Genomic DNA, 23,460 nt, shown 5'->3' on the forward strand with positions numbered 1-23,460 from the left:
GAAATCGTGGCGACCAATCCAGCCGAAATTCTTGGCCTGCCGAAGCCCGCCTGGGCAGCGGACGAGGTCGGCATGCTCTACGACATGGCCTCCCGCTTCATGTCGGAAGAGATCGCGCCGCGCTACGACGAGTTCGAGAAGAACGAGATGTTCGACCGCGAGAGCTGGCTGAAGGCCGGCGCCGCCGGTCTGCTTTGCGCCTCGATGCCGGAGGAATACGGCGGTTCGGGCGGCACCTTCGCGCATGAGAGCGCCATCATCGAGGCGATCGGCCATGTCGGCGTCGACGGTTTCGGCATCGGCCTGCACAATTCGATCGTCGCGCCTTACATCCTCCATTACGGCTCCGAGGAGCAGAAACGAAAATGGCTGCCCAAGCTCGCGACCGGCGAGCTGATCGGCGCCATCGCCATGACCGAGCCCGGCGCCGGCTCCGACCTGCAAGGTATCAAGACCCGCGCCGAGAAAGACGGCAACCATTACAAGATCAGCGGTTCCAAGACCTTCATAACCAATGGCCAGCTCGCCAACCTGATCATCGTCGTCACCAAGACCGATCCGGAACAGGGCGCCAAGGGCACCTCGCTGATCGTCGTCGAGACCGACGAGGTCGAGGGTTTCGAGCGCGGCCGCAACCTCGACAAGATAGGGCTGAAGTCGAACGACACGTCCGAGCTGTTCTTCAACGACGTGCGTGTGCCGACCTCCAACCTGCTTGGTCATGAGGAGGGCAAGGGCTTCGTCCAGTTGATGCAGCAATTGCCGCAGGAGCGGCTGCAGATCGGCACCGGAGCGATCGCCATGATCGAGCGGGCGCTGGCGCTCACCATCGATTACGTCAAGGAGCGCAAGGCCTTCGGCAGGGCCGTCATCGAATTCCAGAACACCCAGTTCAAGCTGGCCGAGCTGAAGACCGAGGCCACGATCGGCCGTGTCTTCTACAATGACTGTGTCGCCCGCCACATCGATGGCGGCCTCGATCCGGTCACCGCCTCGATGGCCAAATACTGGCTGTCCGACCTGCAGGGCAAAGTCGTCGACGAATGCCTTCAACTGCACGGCGGCTATGGCTACATGAATGAATATCCGATCGCCCGCATGTACCGCGACGCCCGCGTCCAGCGCATCTATGGCGGCACCAACGAGATCATGAAATTGCTGATCGGGCGCTCTCTCTGAGCGCGGCGACCGGCAAGCCAAGGAGCACGAAAATGGCCGAAGCTTACGTCTACGACGCCGTGCGCACGCCGCGCGGCAGGGGCAAGAAGGATGGCTCATTGCACGAGGTGCCGGCGGTGCGGCTCGCAGCAAGGACGCTGGAGGCCCTGCGCGACCGCAACCAACTCGATACCGGCAATGTCGACGACATCATCTTCGGCTGCGTCGATCCGGTCGGCGAGGCTGGCTCCGTCATCCCGCGCGCGGCTGCCTTTGAAGCCGGCTACGACACCAAGGCACCGGGCATGCAGATATCGCGCTTCTGCGCCTCCGGCCTCGACGCCATCAATTTCGGCGCCGCCAAGATCGCGCAAGGAGCGGACGAGATCGTCATTGCTGGCGGCGTCGAATCGATGTCGCGCGTCGGCATGGGCATGTCGGGCGGCGCCTGGTTCATGGACCCCTCCGTCGGCCTGCCCGGCTGGTTCGTGCCCCAGGGCATTTCCGCCGACCTCATCGCCACCAAATACGGCTTTTCCCGCGACGACGTCGATGCCTATGCGGTCGAGAGCCAGAAGCGCGCCGCCAAGGCCTGGGGCGAGGGTCGCTTCAAGAATTCGGTGATCCCGGTCAAGGACCAGAACGGCCTGACCATCCTCGACCATGACGAGCATATGCGGCCCTCGACCGACATGCAGTCGCTGGCCTCGCTCAATCCGTCCTTCGTGATGCCCGGCGAAATGGGTGGCTTCGACGCGGTCGCCGTGCAGAAGCATCCGGAGGTCGAGGAGGTCAACCACGTCCACCATGCCGGCAACTCCTCCGGCATCGTCGACGGCGCCGCCGCCGTGCTGCTCGGCTCCAAGAAGGCCGGCAAGGCAATGGGCCTGAAGCCCCGCGCCCGCATCCGCGCCTTCGCCAATATCGGCTCCGAGCCGGTGCTGATGCTGACCGGTCCGGTCGACGTTACCGAGAAGCTGTTGAAGCGCGCCAAGATGAAGCTGTCGGACATCGACCTGTTCGAACTCAACGAGGCCTTCGCTTCCGTTGTGCTGCGTTACATGCAGGCCTTCGACATCCCGCACGACAAGATCAACGTCAATGGCGGCGCGATCGCGATGGGTCATCCGCTCGGCGCCACCGGTGCGATGATCTTCGGTACCGTGCTGGATGAACTGGAGCGCCGCGATCTGAACACCGCGCTGGTCACCCTCTGCATCGGCGCCGGCATGGGCACCGCCACCATCATCGAACGCGTCTGACGGGGAGAGAAAAGATGAGCTACACCAATTTCACCCTCGACATCGACGCCGACGGCATCGCGCTGGTCACCTGGAACATGCCGGACCGTTCGATGAACGTGTTCACCGAGGAGGTGATGCGCGAGTTGAACGCCATCGTCGATCATGTGGCCGGCGATGCCGCCATCAAGGGCGCCGTCATCACCTCCGGCAAGGACAGCTTCTCCGGCGGCGCCGACATCACCATGCTGCAGAAGATGCTCGCGACCTTTGCCACCGACAAGGAAAAGGATCTCGAGAAGGCGACCAAGGCGCTGTTCGATAATGCCGGCTATATGACCGGTCTGTTCCGCAAGATCGAGACTTGCGGCAAGCCGTTTGTGTCGGCAATCAACGGCACCTGCATGGGCGGCGCCTTCGAGATGTCGCTCGCCTGCCATGGCCGTGTCGCCGCCGATTCCGACACGGTGAGGATGGCGCTGCCGGAAGTGAAGATCGGCATCTTCCCGGGCGCCGGCGGCACCCAGCGCGTGTCGCGGCTGACCGACCAGCAGCAGGCGCTGCAGATGCTGACCACCGGGCAGAATCTCACACCGCAAAAGGCGAAGTCCATGGGCCTGATCCACGAGATCGCCGAGCCTTCGAAACTCGTCGAGACCGCCAAGGCGATGATCAGGAATGGCCTGAAGCCGGTGGCGCCTTGGGACGAGAAGGGTTTCAAGCTGCCGGGCGGTCCGATCTATTCGGCGGCCGGCGCCAGTCTCTGGCCGCCGGCGATCGCCATCCTGCGCCGCGAGACCTACGGCAACTATCCAGCCGCGGCCGCGATCCTGAAATGCGTCTATGAAGGCCTGCTGGTGCCTTTCGACACCGCGCTCAGGATCGAGCAGCGCTATTTCACCGAGATCATGCAGTCGAAGGAAGCGGCGGCGATGATCCGCTCGCTGTTCCTGTCGCTGCAGGAACTGAACAAGGGCGCGCGTCGGCCGGCCGGCGTGCCGGACACCAAGTTCAAGAAGATCGGCATCCTTGGCGCCGGCTTCATGGGCGCCGGCATCGCCTATGTCACGGCAAAGGCCGGTATTCCGGTTGTGCTGCTCGACCGCGACCTGCCGTCGGCCGAGAAGGGCAAGGAGCATTCCGACAGCCTGATGGCCGATCAGGTCAAGAAAGGGCGTGCCAGGCCCGAGGACAAGGACAAGCTTCTGTCGCTTATCACGCCGACGGCGGACTATGCCGACCTTGCCGGCTGCGACCTCGTCGTCGAGGCGGTCTTCGAGGATTCGAGCGTCAAGAAGGATGCCACCGAGAAGGCGGAAGCGGTGCTGAAATCGTCGGCGATCTTTGCCTCCAACACCTCGACGATACCCATCACCGCTTTGGCGAAGAACTCGGCGCGGCCGAAGAACTTCATCGGCATCCACTTCTTCTCGCCGGTCGACAAGATGATGCTGGTCGAGATCATCCTCGGCAAGAAGACGGGCGACAAGGCATTGGCAGTCGCGTTCGACTTCGTGCGCGCCATCAAGAAGACGCCGATCGTCGTCAACGACACGCGCGGCTTCTACGTCAACCGCTGCGTGCTCCGCTACATGTCGGAAGCCTACAAGATGCTGATCGAGGGGGTGCCTGCGCCAATGATCGAGAATGCCGCCAAGGCTGCCGGCATGCCGGTCGGCCCGCTGGCGCTGACCGATGAGACGGCCGTCGACCTTGCCCAGAAGATCATGAAGCAAACGATCCGGGATCTCGGCGAGAAGGCCGTCGATCCCAAGCAGATGGCGCTGATCAACACCATGGTCGACACCCATGGCCGCTTCGGCCGCAAGAACGGCAAGGGTTTTTACGACTATCCGGCGAAGCCCGCGAAAAAGAAGTTGTGGCCGGGCCTGAAGGACCTCTATCCGCAGCTGAAGCCCGAGAAGGTCGACTATGAGGAGCTGAAGCAGCGCCTGCTGGTCACCATCGCGCTGGAGGCGGCGCGTGTGATGGAGGAGGGCATCGTCACCGATCCGCGCGAGGCCGATGTCGGCTCGATCCTGGCCTTCGGCTTCGCGCCCTTCACCGGTGGCGCGCTCTCCTACATCGATGGCATCGGCGCCAAGCGTTTCGTCAAGATCGCCAAGGGCCTGCAGAAGAAATACGGCGCCGAGTTCAAGGCGCCGAAGCTCCTGCTCGACATGGCCGAGAAGGGCGAGACCTTCTACCAGCGCTTCGACCCCTACCAGAAGGGCGAGGTCAAGCAGGCAGCCTGACGAACATGCGCGTGGAGTTCAAGAAGAGCCCGCCGACGCGTTGGCCGCAATCGGATAGGTCCGCGCCCATTGTTGACGATCCGCTGGGGGCGCCGGTGGACAAGCCGGCGTCTCCGCGCTAGACAGGAAGAGGCATTTTTTCCTGTTTGAAGGAGCGCGGCATTGCTCTCACACGACCGCGTATGGGCCGCAATCGATGCTCTCGCCGAGCGCTACTCGCTGTCGGCTTCCGGCCTCGCCCGGCGCGCAGGCCTCGATTCGACGGCCTTCAACAAGTCGAAGCGTCTGTCTTCCGACGGCCGGCCGCGCTGGCCCTCGACCGAATCGCTGGCCAAGATCATCGAGGCCACGGGCGCTTCGCTCGAGGAATTCACCGGGCTGGTCGAAGGGCGCGGCGGCGTACCCATTGCCCGGCAGCGCAGCGCTGTCCCATTGCTCGGCTTCGCCCAGGCGGGTGCGGGTGGTTTCTTCGACGATGCCGGCTATCCGGCAGGGCAGGGCTGGGATCTGGTCGAGCTTCCGGCGCGGGCGACCGAGACGTCCTATGCGCTGCAGGTGCAAGGCGATTCAATGCTGCCGCTCTACCGCAATGGCGACGTGCTGATCGTCGAACCGGGAGCGCCGACGCGCAAGGGCGACCGTGTCGTCGTCAAGACCACCGCCGGCGAGGTGATGGCCAAGGTGCTCGACCGGCAAACGGTTAAATCGATCGTGCTGGTTTCGCTCAACCCCGCTCATCCGGACCGTGACATCCCGACCCGCGATGTCGAATGGGTGGCGCGCATCGTCTGGGCGAGCCAATAGGTCCGGGCTGGTGCGGCTTCTTCAAACAGCTTTGGCGGTTCTGGCCGTTCCGGTGATGGCCGCGCTTGTGGTTGCCGGCGGACGCACGGTCAAAGGCAATGAGAGCGTGATCAGCGTGGACCAGATCGATCCGGACACGATTTCCGATCCGGACGCTTCCACCCCGCCGCAAGAGCCGGCGACCGCGGCCATTCCAGCGCCGGCCGCTCCGCGACCGCCGAAGCCCGTTGTTCATTCAAGGGCCGTCGACCCCGAGGTGGTGGCGCCGCCTGCTCTCTCGGAAAGCGAACTCGAACGGGTTGAGCCGCGCGCGCCGCTCAGCGATCTGGCGCTCGCCGGTCCGCCCAAGCCACCGAAATCGAAGATGCCGGGCGACTGGAACGGCACCAAGCTCTTTCAGCCGGTCGCCGTCGCCGCCGGTCTGATCGAGGCGAAGGACTACGCCGTCGCCATCACCGGCGTCGATGTCGTCAGGGCGGACGAGACCTGCAGCGACGAAGGCAAGACCTGGGCTTGCGGGGCGCGCGCGCGAACTGCCTTCCGCGCCTTCCTGCGCGGCCGGGCGGTCGCCTGCACGCTGCCGCCGGAGGGCGGCCGCGACACCATTTCGGCCGACTGCCATATCGGCAACCGGGACGTCGGCCAATGGCTGGTCGAAAATGGCTGGGCGCGCGCCGCGCAGGGTGGCCCTTACCTCGAGGCCGAGAACAGGGCCCGCGCGGCGAAAAAAGGCATTTTTGGTCCGGCGCCGAACCTTGGCGGTCTACCGGCGCTGCCGGCCGCGTCAGGGCCGGCGCCCGTCGCCCCGGATTCGATCCTGCCGGCGGAAGACGGCGCCGTCACGCCGCCAGTTGACCAGCCAGCGCCCGCTCAATGAGCGCGCGTGTCTCGGCGATGCCGTAGAGCGCCGCGAAGGAGCCGAAGCGCGGCCCGCGCTCCTGGCCGATCAGCACCTGGTAGATCATCTGGAAGAAAGCGACCGACACGCCGGGACCGCCTTCCGGGCTCTGCTTGGAATGGTCCTGGTAGCGTTCGATGCGGCGCGCGACGTTGAGCGCGGCGTTCTGGATCGCCTCGCCGTCGGCCCCTTGCGGCAGCGCGCCGAGCGCCTCGGAAAGCTTCGCCAACGCCTCGCGCTCCACGTCGTCGGCGGCACGGTAGACCTTGTTCGGCTTCACGAAGTCGTCGAAATAGCGGATCGCATAGCCGGTCAGCCGGTCGAGCTCCGGATGCGTCGTGGGCGTCACGCCCGGCGCATGGCGCGAGATGAAGCCCCACAGCACCGCCTTGTCATGCGCATTGGAGGCGCTCACCAGGTTGAGCAGCAGCGCGAACGGCACCGGCAGGTCGATGGCCGGCGGGTTGCCGTCATGCATGTGCCAGACCGGATTGCCGAGCCGCTCCTTCCAGTCCTGGCGCGGATAGGCGCCAAGGAAGGCGTAGTACTCGTCCACAGCCTTCGGGATGACGTCGAAATAGAGCTTCTTCGCCTGCCGCGGCCGCTGGTACATATAGAGGCCGAGGCTCTCCGTCGGCGCGTAGGTCAGCCATTCGTCGATGGTCAGACCATTGCCCTTCGACTTCGAGATCTTCTGGCCTTCCTCGTCGAGGAACAGTTCGTAGACGAAATGCTCCGGGGCGCGTCCGCCAAGGATGTTGCAGATGCGGTCGTAGATCACGGCATTGGTCTGGTGGTCCTTGCCGAACATTTCGAAATCCACCCCGAGCGCCGCCCAGCGCATGCCGAAGTCCGGCTTCCACTGCAGCTTTACATGGCCGCCGGTGACCGGCAGCGTGGTCTCGATGCCTTCGTCGTCAAAGGTGATGGTGCCGGCCTTGGCGTCGACATGCTTCATCGGCACGTAGAGCACGCGGCCGCTCTTCGGCGAGATCGGCAGAAATGGGCTGTAAGTCGCCTGGCGCTCCGGCCCAAGCGTCGGCAGCATCACCGCCATGATCTCGTCATAGCGCTCGGCGGCACGCAGCAGCACCTCGTCGAAGCGGCCTGACTTATAATACTCCGTCGCGCTGGCGAACTCGTAGTCGAAACCGAACGTGTCGAGGAAGCGGCACAGCATCGCGTTGTTGTGATCGCCGAAGCTTTTGTAGTCGCCGCCATACGGGTTCGGCACGGCGGTAAGCGGCATGTGCAGATAGGGCTCCAGCACCGCGCGGTCCGGCACGTTGTCCGGAATCTTGCGCATGCCGTCCATGTCGTCGGAGAAGCAGAGCAGCTTGGTCTTGACTTTGTCTTGCGTCAGCACCCGGAAGGCGTGGCGCACCATGGTCGTGCGCGCCACCTCGCCAAAGGTGCCGATATGCGGCAGGCCGGACGGCCCGTAGCCGGTCTCGAACAGGACGGTCTCGGGATAGTCCTTGCCCTTGTACCGCGCGATGATCTTCTTGGCTTCCTCGAACGGCCAGGCTTTGCTTTCCGCCGCCGCGGCAAGCATCTCGGGATTGAGATCGATGATGTTTGATCCCGTCATGTCAAAGTTCCAGTCATGGCCGTCTTGCGCGGCGGATAAAATTCGTCGACCGGTCTCTAGGCGCGACAGGCCGGAGCGTCAACGATTTGCGGGCGGTTTCCTTGCGGCGTCACAATGGCGTCGCTACGTTGGAGCGCGATTATCCTGTGCATGTTGCCCCAAAGTGCCTCGCGGCTTGGGGGAACCGGCATGCACGCTTCCAAGAGTTTTGAATGCCTTCATTGACCCCGCACGAAGCCCTGATCCACCTGATGGTCATCACCTCGGCTTCCGACCGTGACATGACCGATGTCGAGTTGGCGCGGATCGGCGACGTCGTCCGTACCTGGCCGGTATTCGTCGATTTCAACCAGGACAGGCTGGTTGCGGTGGCGCAAGCCTGCCAGAAGGCGCTGCATGAGAAGGACGGGCTGGAAGGCGTGTTGGCGCGCGTCGCCGGAGCGCTGCCGGAGCGACTGCGCGATACCGCCTACGCCGCCGCCTTCGAGGTCGCCGCCGTCGATCTCGAAATGCGCATGGAGGAGGTCAGGGTGCTGCAGCTCATTCGCCTCAAGCTCGATCTCGATACGCTGACGGTCGCGGCGATCGCCCGCGCGGCCAAGGCGCGGCTGCGCACGCTGACCTAGAGCAATTCCAGGAAAAGTGTGACACGGTTTCCCGTCAGGAATTGCGTCGAAACAAAGAGATAGAGCGTGTCGCCGTTTCCGTGAAACGGTGAAACGCTCTAAAAGAAGCTCACCGGAAAATAGCGCAGATAGAACTCCGCGAAGGTTCCCTTGATCGAGATTTCCTGCAGCGCGTAGTCGAAGGCGGCGGCAAGTGCCGCGTCGCTCTTGCGGGTGGCGATCGCCATGCCTGATCCCAGATATTCGGGCGCGAGATATGGACCGCCGGCAAAGCGGCAGCAGCCGGCGGCATCCGAGCCGCCCAGCCAGAAGGCAAAGCGCATGCCGTCGCCGAAGGCCGCGTCGATCCTGCCGGCCTTGAGGTCGGCATAGAGGTCCTCGGGCTTGTCGAAAGTCACGACCTGAACGGTGTTGAAGTAGTCGCGCAGCATCTTCTCATGCGCCGATCCGGCCACCACGCCAACCCGCTTGCTGCGCAGCTTGTCGAGAATAGGATCGGCGAAGGCCTTCGCCTTCGGCATGATGAAGCGGGCCGGGAATTGCATGTAGGAGCGCGAGAAGGCGTATTTCTCGCGGCTCTCCTGTGTCGCCGCGATGCCGGCAATGATGGCTTCGCCTTCGCCTTTCTGGAGAGCGGCCTCCAGTTCGTTCCATGGCAACGCCTGGACCTGGCATTTCTCGGCGATGTCCAGTTCCGCGCAGATCGCCCGCGCCAGATCGATGTGGAAACCCGACAGGCGGCCCGAGCCGTCGAGAAAGTTGAAGGGCGGGAAATCCGTGGTGGTGAGGAACCTGAGTCGCGGCAGCGCGGAGAGATCGGGCTTCGGCAGCCGCTCCTTGGCATCCCAGAGCACCGGCACTTGCGGCTCTGCCGCCTGAGTCGCCCCGGCAATCGACCACACGCTGGCCAGCAAGGACATCAGGGTCAGAAATATCCACCGCAATGTCACGCTAAGGCTCCGCCCCGTCCTGTTCGGAGGCTTTTCGTATGAAAATGCCGCCGGCACAACGGTTTTTGATTTCAAGCGGCCAAATTAGGCGTATGGTTTAGTGCTTTTGCAAGTGACCTCGCATACCGGAAAGGGGGAGGGCTGCCGGCTTTTGCGAAGAAGATTGCGATCCGGGGGTTGATGGCGAAGGGCGGTTCGGGCATCTACGTCGGTAACGAAAAAGCAGAAGCAACATGGGGTAGATGTTGCGATGGGCCTGTTCGACAGAACTCTGGAATACATAGACCAGTTGCAGCATGCCGGCACCGCGGCCGCGGTTTGCGAACGGCTGCTTGGCGTCACCTCGAACTTCGGGTTGACGGCCCTGATGGCGGGAACTGTGCCGCAGCCCGGCACGCCACGCGGCCGGCAGAAACAGCACGTGATGCTTTGCGATTGGCCCGGTGACTGGCTGGAGCGCTATGTGGCGCGCAACTATGTCGACCACGACCCGGTCGTCAGCCACATGAAGCAGCTTCAGGCGCCGTTCCAATGGCGGGATGCTTCCAAGAACGCCGTCATCGACAAGAGCAGCGACGAGGTCATGGGCGACGCGCGCGAGTTCAATCTGCGCGACGGCCTGGCATTTCCGCTGGTCACGCTCGACGGCCAGATCGTCATGGTCTCGCTGGGCGGCGAGTCCGTGGAGTTGTCGGATGCGGAATTCGGCATGGTCTCGCTGGCGTCGACTTACGCGATCGGTCGTGCCATGCAGCTGCACACCAAGGCCGACGCCGTCATCGATCACATAGAGTTGACGGCGCGTGAGCGGGAATGCCTGCAATGGGCAGCCGTCGGCAAGTCCGAATGGGAGATTTCGCAGATTCTCGGCATTTCGGAACATACATCCGAGAAACACCTTCTTAACGCCAAAAGCAAACTCGGTGCCGCCAACCGGGTGCAAGCCGTCGCGGAGGCGATTAGGCGCGGCTATATTAGCTAGGTCGGCCGTGCCGGCCTAGAAATTCTTGCCTGCGCGATCGCGTAATATTTTAAGGACAGCCCGGCCGTATCTTCCTCTTAAGCCAAGGAGACGGCTGATGCTATTTGCCCTCACCACCCAGGAATTGATGGAACGTCCCGACCTCTGGGAGGCGGTCCATCGCCTGCGCTACAAGATCTTCGTCGAGGAGATGGGATGGACCGATCTCGATCGCCCGGACCAGCTCGAGATCGACCAGTTCGATCATGACGAAGCCGAACACCACCTTGTCATCCGCAACGGTGAACTGGCTGGTTACCAGCGCATGCTGCCGACCACTCGGCCGCATCTTTTGACCGACGTGCTGTCCGATCTCTGCGAGGGGCCGTCGCCCTCGGGCCCGAATGTCTGGGAGCTTACCCGCTACGCGGTGGCTCCCGGCTTTCGCGACGGCAAGCGCGGCGTCTCCACGGTCGGCACCGAACTGATCGCCGGCTTCGTCGAATGGGGCCTCAAGCGCTCCGTCAACCAGGTCATCATCGAGTTCGAGCCGATGTGGGTGCTGCGAGCGCTGCAGCTGCACTTCCTGGCAACGCCGCTCGGCTACCAGCGCACCTACGGCAACCAGCAGGTCGTGGCGACGCTGCTCACCTTCACCGAGCATACGCTCGACGTCGTGCGGGCGCGCCGCAACCACTACCTGCCGGTGCTGAACCGGGGCTACCCCGGTCAGCTCGGCCTCAGGCAGGCCTCGTGATGGAGGCGGTCATGAGCTTCCATCCCGAACCGGAACTGCGCGGCCACACGCTGGTCGTCACCGTGTCCTCGCATGACGGCCGGCCGGTGCTCGACCGGCACGCCTATGCGAGCCTTGCCGGGACCCTGCACGAGGCGGCCGTCAATGATGAGGTCCGCGTCGTCATGCTGCGCGGCCTCGCAGGCTGCTTCTGTCTTGGCGGCGACTTCTCCGAGTTCCTCGACGCCACCAAGCACCAGCAGCTGATCGCCGCCGTCACCGACATGTTCCGCATGTTGGCGACCTTCCCCAAGCCGGTGCTCGCCTGCGTCGACGGCGATGCCGTCGGCGTCGGCTGCACCATCCTGTTCCATTGCGACATGGTGATCGCCTCCAGGGGCAGCACCTTCAGGGTGCCGTTCGTCGATTTCGGCCTCGTGCCGGACGCGGCGACCAGCATCCTGGCGCCCCAGAAGCTCGGCTATGCCGGTGCCTTCCGCTTCTTCTGCCTGGGCGACACGCTCGGCGCCGAAGACGCCAAGGCGCTCGGCCTGGTCGGCGAGATCGTGACGCAAGGCAGCGCCGAGGAAACGACGCTGGCGAGAGCAAAACAGCTCGCCAAGAAGCCGGTGGCGGCATTGCTGCAGACGCGCAGCCTCCTCAAGGGCGACACGGACGTCCTGTGCGACCGTATCGACCATGAGATCACGCTGTTCCAGCAGGCGCTTCAGGACGACACCACGCTGAAGCGGCTGCAGCGGATCGCTCGCCTGGCCGCTTGATCGGCCGGCATGAAACCTCAGCGCCGCGTAGCCAAAAGGCGCGCGGCGCTGTAATCCCACTGCTCTAATCCTTCAGGAATTCCGGCCCTTCGCCGATGATCTTCCTGTCGGGCTTGCCGACGGCATCGAGGTTGCGGCCGTCATAGGGCAGCGACAGAAGGATGTGCTGGATCACCGCAAGCCGGCCGCGGCGCTTGTCGTTGGCGCGCACGACGATCCAGGGCGCGAACTCCTTATGCGTGCGCTCCATCATCTGGTCGCGTGCCTTGGTGTAGTCGTCCCATTTGCTGACGCCGGCGATGTCGATCGGCGAAAACTTCCAGTTCTTCAGCGGCGACCAGCGGCGGTCATGGAACCGTTCGAGCTGCGTCTCGCGGCCGATGTTCAGCCAGAATTTGAAGAAATGGATGCCCTCGTTGGAGATCATCCGCTCGAAGTGCGGCGTCTCGTCGAGGAATTTCTCGTGCTGCTCCGGCGTGCAGAACCCCATCACGGGCTCGACACCGGCGCGGTTGTACCAGGAGCGGTCGAAGGTGACGAATTCGCCCGACGTCGGGAAATGGTCGACGTAACGCTGGTAATACCATTGCCCGGCTTCGGTCGGCGTCGGCTTGGGCAAAGCTACGTTGCGTGCCGTGCGCGGGTTCATATATTGCCGCAGCACGAAGATCGTGCCGCCCTTGCCGGCCGCGTCGCGCCCCTCGAACAGCGCCATCACCCGCCTGCCGGTCGCCTGCAGCCAGGCCTGCGCCTTGACCAGCTCGATCTGCAGACGCTCGAGCTCCTTTTCGTACTCCTCGCCCTTCATCTTCTTGTCGTAAGGATAGCCGCCGGTGGTGAGCTTATTGTCCTCGATCCAGTCCGGAAGCACCGGATTGTCGATGTCGAACTCGCGCTCCTTGCCGCCGATCTTGATCTTGATCGGTCCCGTGGCCGGCACCGCTTCAGCCGTTTCCTTGGCATTTTTCATCCAGACGAACCTTTTCAGTTTGCGGACTCATGCTATGAGCCGTTGCAGCGCAGCGCCCATCCGGACGCAAGGACGCTGTAGCATTTTGATTTTGCGCATGAACCTTCGCGGAAATCGATCCCGATTTTCAGGGCCCATGCGCCGGGCCAGTCCAGCGAACCGCTGACCGGTCGACGGGATGCGGGGTGGCGCGGGCCTATGGCAGAGACGGGCGCGGAGCAAAACGGCAAAGGGCAAGCATTGGCGGCGCGGCTCTGGCGCAACCGCCGGCTGCTTTCCGCCGGCGTTGTCGCCATCTTTGCCGCCTATTATTTCGCGGGCGCCTCAGTCTATGTGCCGCTGCTGGGCTTGGTTGCGTTGGCGGTCGCAGCCATGCTGCCCGCCGATGCCGAGCGCCAGTCGGCCGATGCTGCGGCCGCGATCGAAGCCAGCGGGCTGCAGCGGCTCTCCGGCGAATATCTGGCGGCCGCGGTCGCCGACCCGCTGATCATCTTCGACCATTCCGCCACCATCGTTCACGCCAACGCCGCTGCTTTCGCCGCCTTCGGCGGGTTGGCGCCGGGCATGTCGCTGGCATTGAAGTTTCGCGCGCCGGAAATGCAGGCGCTGCTGGACAGCATTCTGTCCGGACAGGTCGCCGCCGATGCGGTCGACTACACCGAAAGGCTGCCGGTGGAACGGACATACCGGGTCAGCGCGTCCACGGTCGGCCATGCCACCAGCCTCTATGTTCTGGTGTTCAAGGATCAGAGCGAGACACGACGCATCGATCGCATGCGGGCCGACTTCATTGCCAATGCCAGCCACGAGCTGCGCACCCCGCTCGCTTCGATCGCCGGCTTCATCGAGACGTTGCGCGGGCCGGCCCGCAACGACCCGGCCGCACGCGACCAGTTTCTGCAGATCATGCAGAACCAGACCGGCCGCATGGCCCGCCTGATCGACGATCTGCTCTCGCTGTCGCGGCTGGAGATGAAACCCTATCTGAAGCCGGGCACGGAGGTCGATCTTCGCCAGACGATCGATAGCGTCATCGATTCGCTCGGGCCGCTGGCCAGCGAAAACGGCGTCGTCATCGAGCGGGAGTTCGCAACTGGACCGCTTGTCATTCCCGGCGATCGCGACGAATTGTTCCAGGTTTTCGAGAACCTCCTGGAGAACGCCTGCAAATATGGCCAGTTAGGCGGGCGCGTCACCGTATCGATTGCCGGCGCCGAGGACGGTCAGCAGCCGGGCTTCGACGTCACGATCAGGGACTACGGGCCCGGCATTGCCGAAGAGCACATCCCACGCATCACCGAGCGCTTCTACCGCGTCGACGTCGAAAACAGCCGCACCCAGAAAGGTACCGGGCTTGGCCTTTCGATCGTCAAGCATATATTGACTCGTCATAACGCAAGACTGTCCATCAAGTCGGAAGTCGGCAAGGGCGCGGCGTTCACGGTTCATTTGCCGGCTCGCTGATCGCGTACCGGTTGCTAACCGGGATTTTCTTCTTTCTGTCATGCGGTTCGCGTACAGCGACAGATTGAGGGGAACGCACCAGCCGGCACAAACCGGGAAGGCATGTCCATGCAGTCGGTCCATATCGTTACTGCCTATGACGAAGAACTGAAATTCCTGTCGAAGCGCATCGCCGCGATGGGCGGCCATGCCGAACGCATGGTCGAGCAGGCGGTCGCGGCCCTGGTGAACGCCGACCATGGCCTGGCCCAGAAGGTCATTCAGGACGATATCGTCCTCGACGAGGGGCAGCGCGAGATCGACGACAAGGCTATCGTCATCATCGCCAAGCGTCAGCCGATGGCGACGGACCTTCGCGAGATCGTCGGCGCCATCCGCATCTCGGCCGACATCGAGCGTGTCGGCGACCTCGGCAAGAACGTCGCCAAGCGCGTCGCCGCGGTCGACGGCCGCCAGCCGAACAGCCTTTTCCGCGGTCTGGAGGCGCTTGCCAACCTGGCGCTGACGCAGCTCAAGGAAGTGCTCGACGTCTACGCCTCGCGCTCGGTCGAGAGGATCGGCCTCGTGCGCGACCGGGACGACCAGATCGACGCCATGTACACCTCGCTGTTCCGCGAGCTTTTGACCTACATGATGGAAGATCCGCGCAACATCACGCCCTGCACGCATCTTCTGTTCTGCGCCAAGAATATCGAGCGCATCGGCGACCATGCGACCAACATCGCCGAGACCATCTACTATATCGTCACCGGCGAGCAGATGCCCGCCGACCGGCCGAAGGGTGACAAGACCGACAAGGTGGTGATCCCCGCGACGGTACCGGCTAGAACATGATGCCGAAGAGTGCGGTTTTCGGACGGCATCATGCTCATCTCTTGGATTTAGAGCAGGATTCAGATTTCAGGTCGACCGACCTGAAATCATTCGGTTCTAAGTGAATTGCGGCCTCTCGAACCGTTTTCCAATTTAGGCTAAGCTCCTCCGCCGCAGCGTAAGCGCGCTGTCGCGGGAGGTCGCGATGGAACAAGTTCGGAACCTGGCTCCGGCTTCGCAGCCGGCATCGGGCATTATCGCCTCAAGCGTCTATACCGGCGGCAAGCGGGTCGCCGACATCCCGATAGAACAGGCCGGCGAATGGGCGGCAAAGCCTGGCCATGTCGTCTGGATCGGCCTGCTCGAGCCCGACCGCAACCTCCTGCTCAGAGTGCAGGCGCAGTTCCACCTGCATGACCTGGCGATCGAGGATGCGGAGCACCCGCATGCACGCCCGAAGATCGAGCAATATGGCGATGCCCTTTTCATCGTCGCCCGCACAGCGCAATTGATCGACGGCCGCGTCACTTTCGGCGAGACGCATCTGTTCGTCGGCACCGGCTACATCGTCAGCGTCCGGCACGGTCCGTCGACCTCCTACGCCGCCGTGCGCCAGCATTGGGAAAGCTGCCCGCATTCGCTGGCCAAAGGCGAGGATTTCGTCCTCTACGCCATCCTCGATTTCATCGTCGACAACTACATGCCGGTGCTGGAGCAGATCGAGGACGAGGTCGAGACGATCGAGGACAAGGTGCTGTTGAAGCCGATGACCGGTTCCGACATCGAGCGGCTCTACATGCTGCGTCGCGATCTGCTGCGGCTGCGCAATGCGGCGCTGCCGCTGGTCGAGGTCTGCCGCCGGCTGACCAGCGCCGAACTGCCGCAGATCCATGGCGCCATGCATCCGCTGTTTCGCGACGTGACCGACCACATCCGCACCGTGCAGGAGAAGATCGATTCCCTGCGCGAGGTTCTGGCCTTTGCTTTCGAAGCCAGCCTTCTCGTCGGCCAGAGCCAGGAAACGGCGATCTCCAAGAAGCTTGCCTCATGGGCTGCCATTCTGGCGGTGCCTACGGCCTTCGCCGGCATCTACGGCATGAACTTCTCCGACATGCCGGAACTGAAGATGGAGTATGGCTATCCGGCCGTCCTGTTGGCGATCGCGCTGATCTGCTCGTTGCTGTACTGGCGGTTCAAGAAGAATGGATGGCTGTGAAGTTGGGCAGGCGGCAGTAGGCAGAGAAGTCACTAATCCCTGCTGCCTAATCCCTATCTCGCCCGCCGCCGCTCCCCCGCCGGCTGGAACGCGACGCGGGAATGATATTTGCAATATGGTCCCGTTTCGGCCGCATCGTTGCCGCAGAAGCTGAAATCTTCCGACAGCGGATCGCCGTTCGGCCATTTGCAGGTGCGTTCGGTCAGCTCGACGAGCTGCAGATTGCGCGAGATCGGCACGACCACGTTCTCGACCGGGCGAATGTAATGACGCGCCACCGGTTCCGCGTCGAACTGCACCTGCAGCGCGGTGGCGCCGATGGAAGTCGTGACGTGGCGCGCCGTGCTTGCGGCACGGGCCACCGATTTCTGCATCGAGGCGCCTTGCGTCACCTTCTTCTGTCGCGCCGGGGCGGCCGTCGCGCGGCCGCGGCCCGACAGCTTCAGGCGATGCACCTTGCCGATGACGGCGTTGCGGCTCACTCCGCCAAGCTGTGCGGCAATCTGGCTGGCGCTCAGGCCCTCCGACCACAATTTCCTGAGAAGTTCTACCCGCTCGTCAGTCCAATTCATGGGGCGCGCTCCTGCTGAGGCGTGCGGTAGTCAGAATCCGTTCCCGACCCGGCTCCCGCCGGGCAAACAACACCACATATACCGGGTGATTTAGGTCCGCCGCACGAAATCTAGTTATTTCTCGACTACAAATACCTTATGCGCTGACTCGGTGACAAGAGTCCCCAGGGCAACACGATTCGGTTTTTTCGGTTTTCCCCAACTTGCCGGTCTACTCATGAGCCGGCGTGGCGTCGGGGGCTTGCCACGCGCTTCTGCGTGACGTTTTCGTTGACTTCATGGCCGAAAAACATGATAAGCCGCAAAGGCCGCCGCATTGGCGGCTTTTTTGATTTCCGGTTCCGGAGACGCATATAATGAGCGGTTCGGCGCTTTACGAGACCTTTGCTCGAGCACCCCTGGCTTTCGACCGTGGGGAGGGGACCTGGCTGGTCACCGACAAGGGTGAGCGATATCTCGACTTCGCCGGTGGCATCGCAGTGAATTCGCTGGGCCACGGTCATCCGCATCTGGTCGCCGCGCTCACCGAGCAGGCCGCCAAGCTCTGGCACGTCTCGAACCTGTATGAGATCCCGGAACAGCGCCGGCTCGGCGAGCGGCTGGCCGACGCCACCTTTGCCGACAAGGTGTTCTTCACCAATTCGGGTGCCGAGGCGCTGGAATGCGCCATCAAGACGGCCAGGCGCTATCACTTCGTCAAGGGCCATCCCGAGCGTTTCCGCATCATCACCTTCGAGGGCGCCTTCCACGGCCGTACGCTGGCGACGATCGCCGCCGGCGGCCAGTACAAATATCTCGAAGGCTTCGGTCCGAAGGTCGAAGGCTTCGACCAGGTGGCATTCGACGACATTGACGCCGCCGAAAAGGCGATCACGCCGGAGACCGCGGCGATCCTGATCGAGCCGGTGCAAGGCGAGGGCGGCATCCGTCCGGTGCCGACGCAGTCGCTGAAGCGCCTTCGCCAGCTCTGCGACCAGCACGGCCTGCTTCTGATCTTCGACGAGGTCCAGTGCGGCATCGGCCGCACCGGCAAGCTGTTCGCGCATGAATGGACCGGCGTCACGCCGGACCTGATGGCGATCGCCAAGGGCATCGGTGGCGGTTTTCCGATGGGCGCCTGCCTGGCCACCGACGAGGCGGCGACCGGCATGACCGCCGGCGTGCACGGCACCACTTTCGGCGGCAATCCGCTGGCGATGGCCGTCGGCAATGCCGTGCTCGACGTGGTGCTGGCAGATGGCTTCCTAGAGGACGTGCAGCGCAAGGCACTGCTTCTGAAACAGGGTCTTGCGGCGGTCGCGGACGAGTTTCCCGACGTCATAGAGGACATCCGCGGAACCGGGCTCATGCTCGGGCTAAAATGCGCCATGCCCAACACCAAGGTGAACATGGCGCTGCGCGACCAGCACCTGCTTGCCGTGCCGGCGGGCGACAACGTCATCCGTCTGCTGCCGCCGCTCACCGTCACCGACGAGGAGATCGGCGAGGCGCTGCGGCGCATTCGTGGCGGTGCCAAGGGCCTGACCGACGCGATTGCGGCCGAAGCCGCGAAATAATTTCTGGAACCCGCCGATGAGTGTTCGCCACTTCACCGATCTATCCGCCGTTTCCGCTGGCGACCTGCGTGTCATGCTGGACGACGCGGTGGCGCGAAAGACCAGGCTCAAGGCCGGTGAGCGTTCAAAGCCGCTCGATGGCAAGGTGCTGGCGATGATCTTCGACAAGCCGTCGACGCGTACGCGTGTATCCTTCGACGTCGGCATGCGCCAGCTCGGCGGCGAGACCATCATGCTGACCGGCACCGAGATGCAGCTCGGCCGCTCGGAGACCATCGCCGACACGGCCAAGGTGCTGTCGCGTTACGTCGACGCCATCATGATCCGCACCACCTCGCATGACCGCCTGATCGAGCTGACCGAGAACGCCACCGTTCCGGTCATCAACGGGCTGACCGACGACACGCACCCCTGCCAGCTCATGGCCGACATCATGACCTATGAGGAACATCGCGGTCCGGTGGCCGGCAAGACCTTCGCCTGGACCGGCGACGGCAACAACGTTCTGCATTCGCTGCTCGAAGCCTCGGCGCGGTTCCGCTTCAACCTCAATGTCGCGGTGCCGGAAGGCAGCGAGCCTTTCGAGAAATATGTCGACTGGTCGAAAGCCAATGGCGGCAAGATCCGGTTTTCCAGGTCCGCCGAAGAAGCCGTCGACCAGGCGGATTGCGTCGTCACCGACAGTTGGGTGTCGATGGGCCAGGAACACCGGGCCCGCGGCCACAACGTCTTCCTGCCCTATCAGGTCAATGCGGCGCTGATGGCCAAGGCGAAGTCGGACGCGCTCTTCATGCATTGCCTGCCGGCGCACCGCGGCGAGGAGGTCACCGACGAGGTGATCGACGGGCCGCATTCGGTGGTCTTCGACGAGGCCGAGAACCGGCTGCACGCCCAGAAGGCCGTGCTGGCCTGGTGCCTGGGCGCTTGATCCGACGCAACTGCCACGGGGATATGTCGACTTGATCCGACGATATGTGATGCCTATGTGCGGGCCATCACGTAAATTGAACGCGCTTCGACGCATGCGGCTCATCGGGCGGCATGGCTGCGCCCCGGAGTATTGTCATGCTGGAAACCCATACCTTGGCTGAACATAAACCCCAACTCGGTGAATTCGGATTTGCCGGCGACGATCATGTCGTGCCTTACGAGGTCGCGCCGCTCGACGTGCGCGGCCGTACGGTGCAGCTCGGGCCGATGCTCGACGCTATTTTGAGCCGCCACGACTATCCCGAGCCCGTCGCGCGCCTTCTTGCGGAAGCCTGCGTGCTCACCGTCCTGCTCGGCACCTCGCTGAAGTTCGAAGGCAAATTCATCCTGCAGACCCGCACCGACGGCCCGGTCGACATGCTAGTGGCCGATTTCGCCACGCCGCATGCGCTGCGCGCCTATGCGCGCTTCGATGCCGACCGGCTGCAGGCGCTGGTCGCCGCCGGCGAGACCTCGCAGCAGGCGCTGCTTGGCGACGGCGTGCTGGCTCTCACCATCGACCAGGGCGCGCATACCCAGCGCTATCAGGGCATCGTCCAGCTCGACGGCACCTCGCTCGAGGATGCCGCGCGCACCTATTTCCGCCAGTCGGAACAGATCCCGACCGATATCAGGATGTCGGTCGCCAAGCTGGTCACACCGGGTCCTGCAGGCGCGCGCGAGCAGTGGCGCGCCGGTGGCATCCTGGCGCAGTTCCTGCCGCAGGCGCCCGAACGCATGCGCGTGCCGGACATTTCGGGCGGCGACGGCGATCCGCGCGAGGTGACGGATCACCCGGCCGACAATTCCTGGCGGGAATTGCTGGCGCTGCTCGGCACGATCGAGCCGACGGAACTGATTGATCCGACGGTGGGTGCCGAGCGGCTGCTTTACCGGCTGTTCCACGAGCATGGCGTACGCGTTTTCCGCAGCGTGCCGGTCGCCGACCAATGCTCCTGCTCGCGCGACAAGATCCGCGGCATCCTCGAAGGCTTTTCGGCGCAGGAGATCAAGGACTCGACCGAGGATGGCGGCATCCATGTGGCCTGCGAGTTCTGCTCGACGCAGTATGACTTCGATCCGGCGGAGTTCGGCTCGGCTCAATAGGGTCGCTTTCCTGCAGAGCCGCTTCACAACCTGTCCTCTCCCCGGCCGGGGAGAGGGGTCTTTTGGCTTGCCTTGGCGGTCCCGATCTTCTTTTGACTGGCCTACTGCGCCGCACGCTCCCGGTGTCAGATGAATTCCTGAAGGTACTTGCGGATATCGGAGGCTCGTTCGACCGGAACCATATGGGTTTCCTTATCGAGCACCATGAGCTTCGCTTCCCTGATTGAGCTCGCGGTGGCTTCCATCATCCCGCTGCCGAAGAACTGGTCCCTTTCACCGCCTATAATCAAACTCCTCGCCGATATATTGCGGAGGTCTTCTTTTGCCGCATCGTTGTCGACTACTGCTTCGAGATAGCGGACAATCGAACCCGTCGCCGCCATCCGTTCAATCAACCTGCGCCCTTCGAACCACAGGCGAAAACGCAAGAGCAGGTTCAGCCATGGCCGCCGAAATACCGTCGTGAATTCCCCCAACAACGCGTGAAATTCTCCGGCTTTTGCGAATTGAATTTGTCGCTGTAGCCGCTTTTTTCCATCAGCCGAAAAGCCGTATGCGCTGGCCAACAGGATCAGCTTGCCCACATGGTCCGGATACCGTGCGGCCACCTGCGTCGCGACAACGCCGCCATAGGAAACACCCATCAACCACGCTGGCTTCTTGAAGTTGCCGTCGATGATGTCCGCGATGTCTTCAGCCATGCCCTCGAGCGAAAGATCGGCTTTTGGATCGGGATCGTAGCCGATCAGCACAAAGCTCATGTCGCGCGGAAGGATCCGAATGAACCGTCCGGCGTCCTTTTCCAGCATGGATGGCAGGGGTTTCATCACGAACCCCTGGCCGCCGTTGATGATGAGAAGAGTCTCCGGTCCCCGTCCAATTCTCGCGAACGGTATCCGGCCCAGAAATAACCCTGTCTCGATGTCGCGCTTCAAGCCACCGTCCGGCTCATGGCCAGCCCCTTGATCAATGGTCGATGTGCCCGTACCAAAGTGCCGGGGTTGGCGGCCACTAATTCACCGTCCGCCTTGTCCCCGGCATGTCGAGCGAGAAGGCGGGGATAGCGATATCGAACGTTTCGCCGCGGCCGTTGCGCATCGTGTAATGGCCGACCATGATGCCCGACGGCGTCGAGAGCGGGCAGCCTGAGGTATATTGATACGAGTCGCCGGGGTTGAGTTCCGGCTGGTCGCCGACGACGCCGGCGCCGCGCACCTCCTCGACCCGGCCCTGGCCGTCGGTGATGTGCCAGTAGCGCGACAAGAGCTGCACGAAGTCGTCGGAGCGGTTGTCGATCGTCACCTGATAGCCCCAGACATAGCGATTCTCGGACGGATCGGAGCGGTCCTCCAGATAGAAGGGCCTCACCAGCACTTCGATGTTGCGCGTCACGGCGCGATACATGGGCCACTCCGGTTGTCGCCGCGGAACATTGGTGGCGCTTCTCAATTAGATACGAAGCGCCGGCCAGCCTTTTAAGCGCAGGTGGCGAAAAACAATGTCATTTAAGTGACACACGACAATGTTGGTGTGCACAAACCGTGCCGGGCGACTCGGGCGCTCTGTCGACTGATGAAACGGCCGCGTGCTGCCTTTCGGGAGTGACCAGATCTCGATGGAACTGACTATCGCAGCCGGCCTGGCTTCGTCAGCCCTTCTCCTTTCCAACCTCGCCAGCATCCTGTTCGCCTCGTCACGGCTGAAACGGCGGCGTGTCGTTGCCCCGCCTGCCGGCGCGCAGCCGCCGGTCTCCATCATCGTGCCTTCGCGCGGCGTCGAGCCATTCACGGAAGAGACCTTGCAGCGCGCTTTTTCGCTCGACTGGCCGCGCTATGAGCTGATCTTCTGCGTCGCGCACGCGGAAGATCCGGTGGTCAAGCTGATCAACGCCGCGATCGCGCGCTACCCGAAGGTTCCGGCGCGGCTGCTCGTCGGCGACGATCGCATCAGCGCCAATCCCAAACTCAACAACTGCGTCAAGGGCTGGCAGGCGGCGCGGCACGATTGGGCCATCCTTGCCGATTCCAACGTATCGATGCCGCGGGATTATGTCCAACACCTGATGGCGGCGTGGCGTCCGGGCACCGGCCTTGTCTGCTCGACGCCGATCGGCTCGCGGCCGGACGGTTTCTGGGCCGAAGTCGAATGCGCTTTCCTCAATACGCTGCAGGCGCGCTGGCAGTATGCCGGCGAGGCGCTTGGTCTCGGCTTTGCCCAGGGCAAGAGCATGCTGTGGAACAAGCCGATGCTGGACGCCAATGGCGGCATTCAAGCTTTGGCCGCCGAGATCGCCGAGGACGCGGCCGCCACCAAGCTGGTCAACAGTCTGGGCCTGCGCGTCAATCTCGTTGCCTCGCCCTTCGAGCAGCCGCTCGGCCAGCGCACGCCTGCCGAGATCTGGGCACGCCAGACGCGCTGGGCGCGGCTGCGCCGGGTGACGTTCCCGCAGTTCTTCGCGCCCGAGATCCTGACCGGTGCCGCGATGCCGCTGCTTCTGGCGCTGCTCGCGGCGGCAGGCGCCGGCGTCAGCCTGCCCACTACGGCGTTGTGCGTGCTGGCGATCGCCTACCTGCCGGAATGCCTGCTGGCTTCGGCCAAGGGCTGGTATCTGTCGCTGCGCAGCGTCACCGCGATGATCGTGCGCGATGCGATGCTACCGGCCATCTGGGCGCGCGCCTGGTTCGGCGGCGCCGTCGAGTGGCGGGGCAACGCCATGACCATTCGCACCAAGGCGATGACCGAACTGGAAGAGCCCGCCTAGGGCCATTCCGGGAAAGTGAGAAACGGTTTT

At 63.5% G+C, this 23,460-nt stretch carries 22 protein-coding genes; 16 read left to right on the plus strand and 6 right to left on the minus strand.

Features of this window, described 5'->3' with window-relative positions; translation table 11 throughout:
* Window positions 1-6: 6 nt before the first annotated feature.
* From F3H96_RS03235 to F3H96_RS03255, 5 genes are all read left to right on the plus strand, one after another.
* Window positions 7-1,179 carry an acyl-CoA dehydrogenase family protein gene (locus F3H96_RS03235; protein ID WP_149790475.1) on the plus strand — a complete coding sequence of 391 codons (1,173 nt, stop codon included), beginning with the start codon at window positions 7-9 and terminating at the stop codon, window positions 1,177-1,179.
* A 32-nt stretch (window positions 1,180-1,211) separates the two neighbouring features.
* Window positions 1,212-2,420 carry an acetyl-CoA C-acetyltransferase gene (locus tag F3H96_RS03240; protein ID WP_149790476.1) on the plus strand — a complete coding sequence of 403 codons (1,209 nt, stop codon included), beginning with the start codon at window positions 1,212-1,214 and terminating at the stop codon, window positions 2,418-2,420.
* Window positions 2,421-2,434: 14 nt separating this feature from the next.
* On the plus strand, window positions 2,435-4,654 hold the full coding sequence (locus tag F3H96_RS03245) for a 3-hydroxyacyl-CoA dehydrogenase NAD-binding domain-containing protein (protein WP_149790477.1): 2,220 nt from the start codon (window positions 2,435-2,437) through the stop codon (window positions 4,652-4,654).
* Window positions 4,655-4,816: 162 nt separating this feature from the next.
* Window positions 4,817-5,458: a helix-turn-helix transcriptional regulator gene (locus F3H96_RS03250; RefSeq protein WP_149790478.1), complete on the plus strand. Its 642-nt coding sequence runs from the start codon at window positions 4,817-4,819 to the stop codon at window positions 5,456-5,458.
* A gap of 10 nt (window positions 5,459-5,468) precedes the next feature.
* A complete protein-coding gene (locus F3H96_RS03255; RefSeq protein ID WP_244619881.1) occupies window positions 5,469-6,335 on the plus strand; it encodes a thermonuclease family protein in 867 nt (288 codons plus the stop codon).
* Here F3H96_RS03255 and F3H96_RS03260 read toward each other — a convergent pair.
* Window positions 6,298-7,947: a lysine--tRNA ligase gene (locus F3H96_RS03260; protein ID WP_149790479.1), complete on the minus strand. Its 1,650-nt coding sequence runs from the start codon at window positions 7,945-7,947 to the stop codon at window positions 6,298-6,300. The genes F3H96_RS03255 and F3H96_RS03260 overlap by 38 nt on opposite strands.
* 212 nt (window positions 7,948-8,159) lie before the next feature.
* On the opposite strand from F3H96_RS03260, the gene F3H96_RS03265 reads away from it, so the two are divergent.
* Window positions 8,160-8,573 (plus strand): tellurite resistance TerB family protein, encoded by a 414-nt coding sequence (locus tag F3H96_RS03265; protein ID WP_149790480.1) that lies wholly within the window; start codon window positions 8,160-8,162, stop codon window positions 8,571-8,573.
* A gap of 98 nt (window positions 8,574-8,671) precedes the next feature.
* Here the strand turns inward: F3H96_RS03265 and F3H96_RS03270 are convergent, their stop codons facing one another.
* Window positions 8,672-9,493 carry a transporter substrate-binding domain-containing protein gene (locus tag F3H96_RS03270; protein ID WP_149790481.1) on the minus strand — a complete coding sequence of 274 codons (822 nt, stop codon included), beginning with the start codon at window positions 9,491-9,493 and terminating at the stop codon, window positions 8,672-8,674.
* Between the two features lie 280 nt (window positions 9,494-9,773).
* On the opposite strand from F3H96_RS03270, the gene F3H96_RS03275 reads away from it, so the two are divergent.
* The 3 genes from F3H96_RS03275 (at window position 9,774) to F3H96_RS03285 (ending at window position 12,002) form a co-directional block, all read left to right on the plus strand.
* Window positions 9,774-10,505 (plus strand): LuxR family transcriptional regulator, encoded by a 732-nt coding sequence (locus F3H96_RS03275; RefSeq protein WP_149790482.1) that lies wholly within the window; start codon window positions 9,774-9,776, stop codon window positions 10,503-10,505.
* 97 nt (window positions 10,506-10,602) lie between these two features.
* On the plus strand, window positions 10,603-11,241 hold the full coding sequence (locus tag F3H96_RS03280) for an acyl-homoserine-lactone synthase (RefSeq protein ID WP_149790483.1): 639 nt from the start codon (window positions 10,603-10,605) through the stop codon (window positions 11,239-11,241).
* Between the two features lie 11 nt (window positions 11,242-11,252).
* The gene (locus F3H96_RS03285) at window positions 11,253-12,002 is read left to right on the plus strand and encodes an enoyl-CoA hydratase-related protein (protein ID WP_149790484.1); all 750 of its coding nucleotides are present in this window, start codon (window positions 11,253-11,255) and stop codon (window positions 12,000-12,002) included.
* Between the two features lie 64 nt (window positions 12,003-12,066).
* Here F3H96_RS03285 and ppk2 read toward each other — a convergent pair whose 3' ends face one another.
* Window positions 12,067-12,972 (minus strand): polyphosphate kinase 2, encoded by a 906-nt coding sequence (gene ppk2, locus F3H96_RS03290; protein WP_149790485.1) that lies wholly within the window; start codon window positions 12,970-12,972, stop codon window positions 12,067-12,069.
* Between the two features lie 198 nt (window positions 12,973-13,170).
* Here ppk2 and F3H96_RS03295 point away from each other — a divergent pair, with 198 nt between their 5' ends.
* The 3 genes from F3H96_RS03295 to F3H96_RS03305 all read left to right on the plus strand — a co-directional run bounded on the left by F3H96_RS03295 (window position 13,171) and on the right by F3H96_RS03305 (window position 16,465).
* The gene (locus F3H96_RS03295; RefSeq protein WP_149790486.1) at window positions 13,171-14,436 is read left to right on the plus strand and encodes an ATP-binding protein; all 1,266 of its coding nucleotides are present in this window, start codon (window positions 13,171-13,173) and stop codon (window positions 14,434-14,436) included.
* Window positions 14,437-14,544: 108 nt separating this feature from the next.
* Window positions 14,545-15,270, plus strand: a complete 726-nt coding sequence (phoU, locus tag F3H96_RS03300) for a phosphate signaling complex protein PhoU (protein WP_149790487.1) — start codon at window positions 14,545-14,547, stop codon at window positions 15,268-15,270.
* A 184-nt stretch (window positions 15,271-15,454) separates the two neighbouring features.
* Window positions 15,455-16,465 carry a magnesium and cobalt transport protein CorA gene (locus F3H96_RS03305; RefSeq protein WP_149790488.1) on the plus strand — a complete coding sequence of 337 codons (1,011 nt, stop codon included), beginning with the start codon at window positions 15,455-15,457 and terminating at the stop codon, window positions 16,463-16,465.
* 53 nt (window positions 16,466-16,518) lie between these two features.
* On the opposite strand, the gene F3H96_RS03310 is transcribed toward F3H96_RS03305, so the two are convergent.
* The gene (locus tag F3H96_RS03310; RefSeq protein WP_149790489.1) at window positions 16,519-17,037 is read right to left on the minus strand and encodes a GcrA family cell cycle regulator; all 519 of its coding nucleotides are present in this window, start codon (window positions 17,035-17,037) and stop codon (window positions 16,519-16,521) included.
* A gap of 356 nt (window positions 17,038-17,393) precedes the next feature.
* On the opposite strand from F3H96_RS03310, the gene F3H96_RS03315 reads away from it, so the two are divergent.
* From F3H96_RS03315 to F3H96_RS03325, 3 genes are all read left to right on the plus strand, one after another.
* Complete coding sequence (locus F3H96_RS03315) at window positions 17,394-18,593, plus strand: aspartate aminotransferase family protein (protein ID WP_149790490.1); 1,200 nt, start codon at window positions 17,394-17,396, stop codon at window positions 18,591-18,593.
* Between the two features lie 16 nt (window positions 18,594-18,609).
* On the plus strand, window positions 18,610-19,521 hold the full coding sequence (gene argF, locus F3H96_RS03320) for an ornithine carbamoyltransferase (RefSeq protein ID WP_149790491.1): 912 nt from the start codon (window positions 18,610-18,612) through the stop codon (window positions 19,519-19,521).
* Between the two features lie 113 nt (window positions 19,522-19,634).
* On the plus strand, window positions 19,635-20,669 hold the full coding sequence (locus tag F3H96_RS03325) for an Hsp33 family molecular chaperone (RefSeq protein ID WP_149790492.1): 1,035 nt from the start codon (window positions 19,635-19,637) through the stop codon (window positions 20,667-20,669).
* Window positions 20,670-20,794: 125 nt separating this feature from the next.
* Here F3H96_RS03325 and F3H96_RS03330 read toward each other — a convergent pair whose 3' ends face one another.
* Both F3H96_RS03330 and apaG read right to left on the minus strand, forming a co-directional pair.
* Window positions 20,795-21,604: an alpha/beta hydrolase gene (locus F3H96_RS03330; RefSeq protein ID WP_149790493.1), complete on the minus strand. Its 810-nt coding sequence runs from the start codon at window positions 21,602-21,604 to the stop codon at window positions 20,795-20,797.
* 76 nt (window positions 21,605-21,680) lie between these two features.
* Window positions 21,681-22,073 carry a Co2+/Mg2+ efflux protein ApaG gene (apaG, locus tag F3H96_RS03335; RefSeq protein ID WP_042641259.1) on the minus strand — a complete coding sequence of 131 codons (393 nt, stop codon included), beginning with the start codon at window positions 22,071-22,073 and terminating at the stop codon, window positions 21,681-21,683.
* Between the two features lie 211 nt (window positions 22,074-22,284).
* Here apaG and F3H96_RS03340 point away from each other — a divergent pair, with 211 nt between their 5' ends.
* Window positions 22,285-23,430 carry a ceramide glucosyltransferase gene (locus F3H96_RS03340; RefSeq protein WP_149790494.1) on the plus strand — a complete coding sequence of 382 codons (1,146 nt, stop codon included), beginning with the start codon at window positions 22,285-22,287 and terminating at the stop codon, window positions 23,428-23,430.
* Window positions 23,431-23,460: the final 30 nt, after the last annotated feature.

Origin of the sequence: Mesorhizobium sp. NFR06 (assembly GCF_900115245.1) — a bacterium.
Lineage (GTDB): Bacteria > Pseudomonadota > Alphaproteobacteria > Rhizobiales > Rhizobiaceae > Mesorhizobium.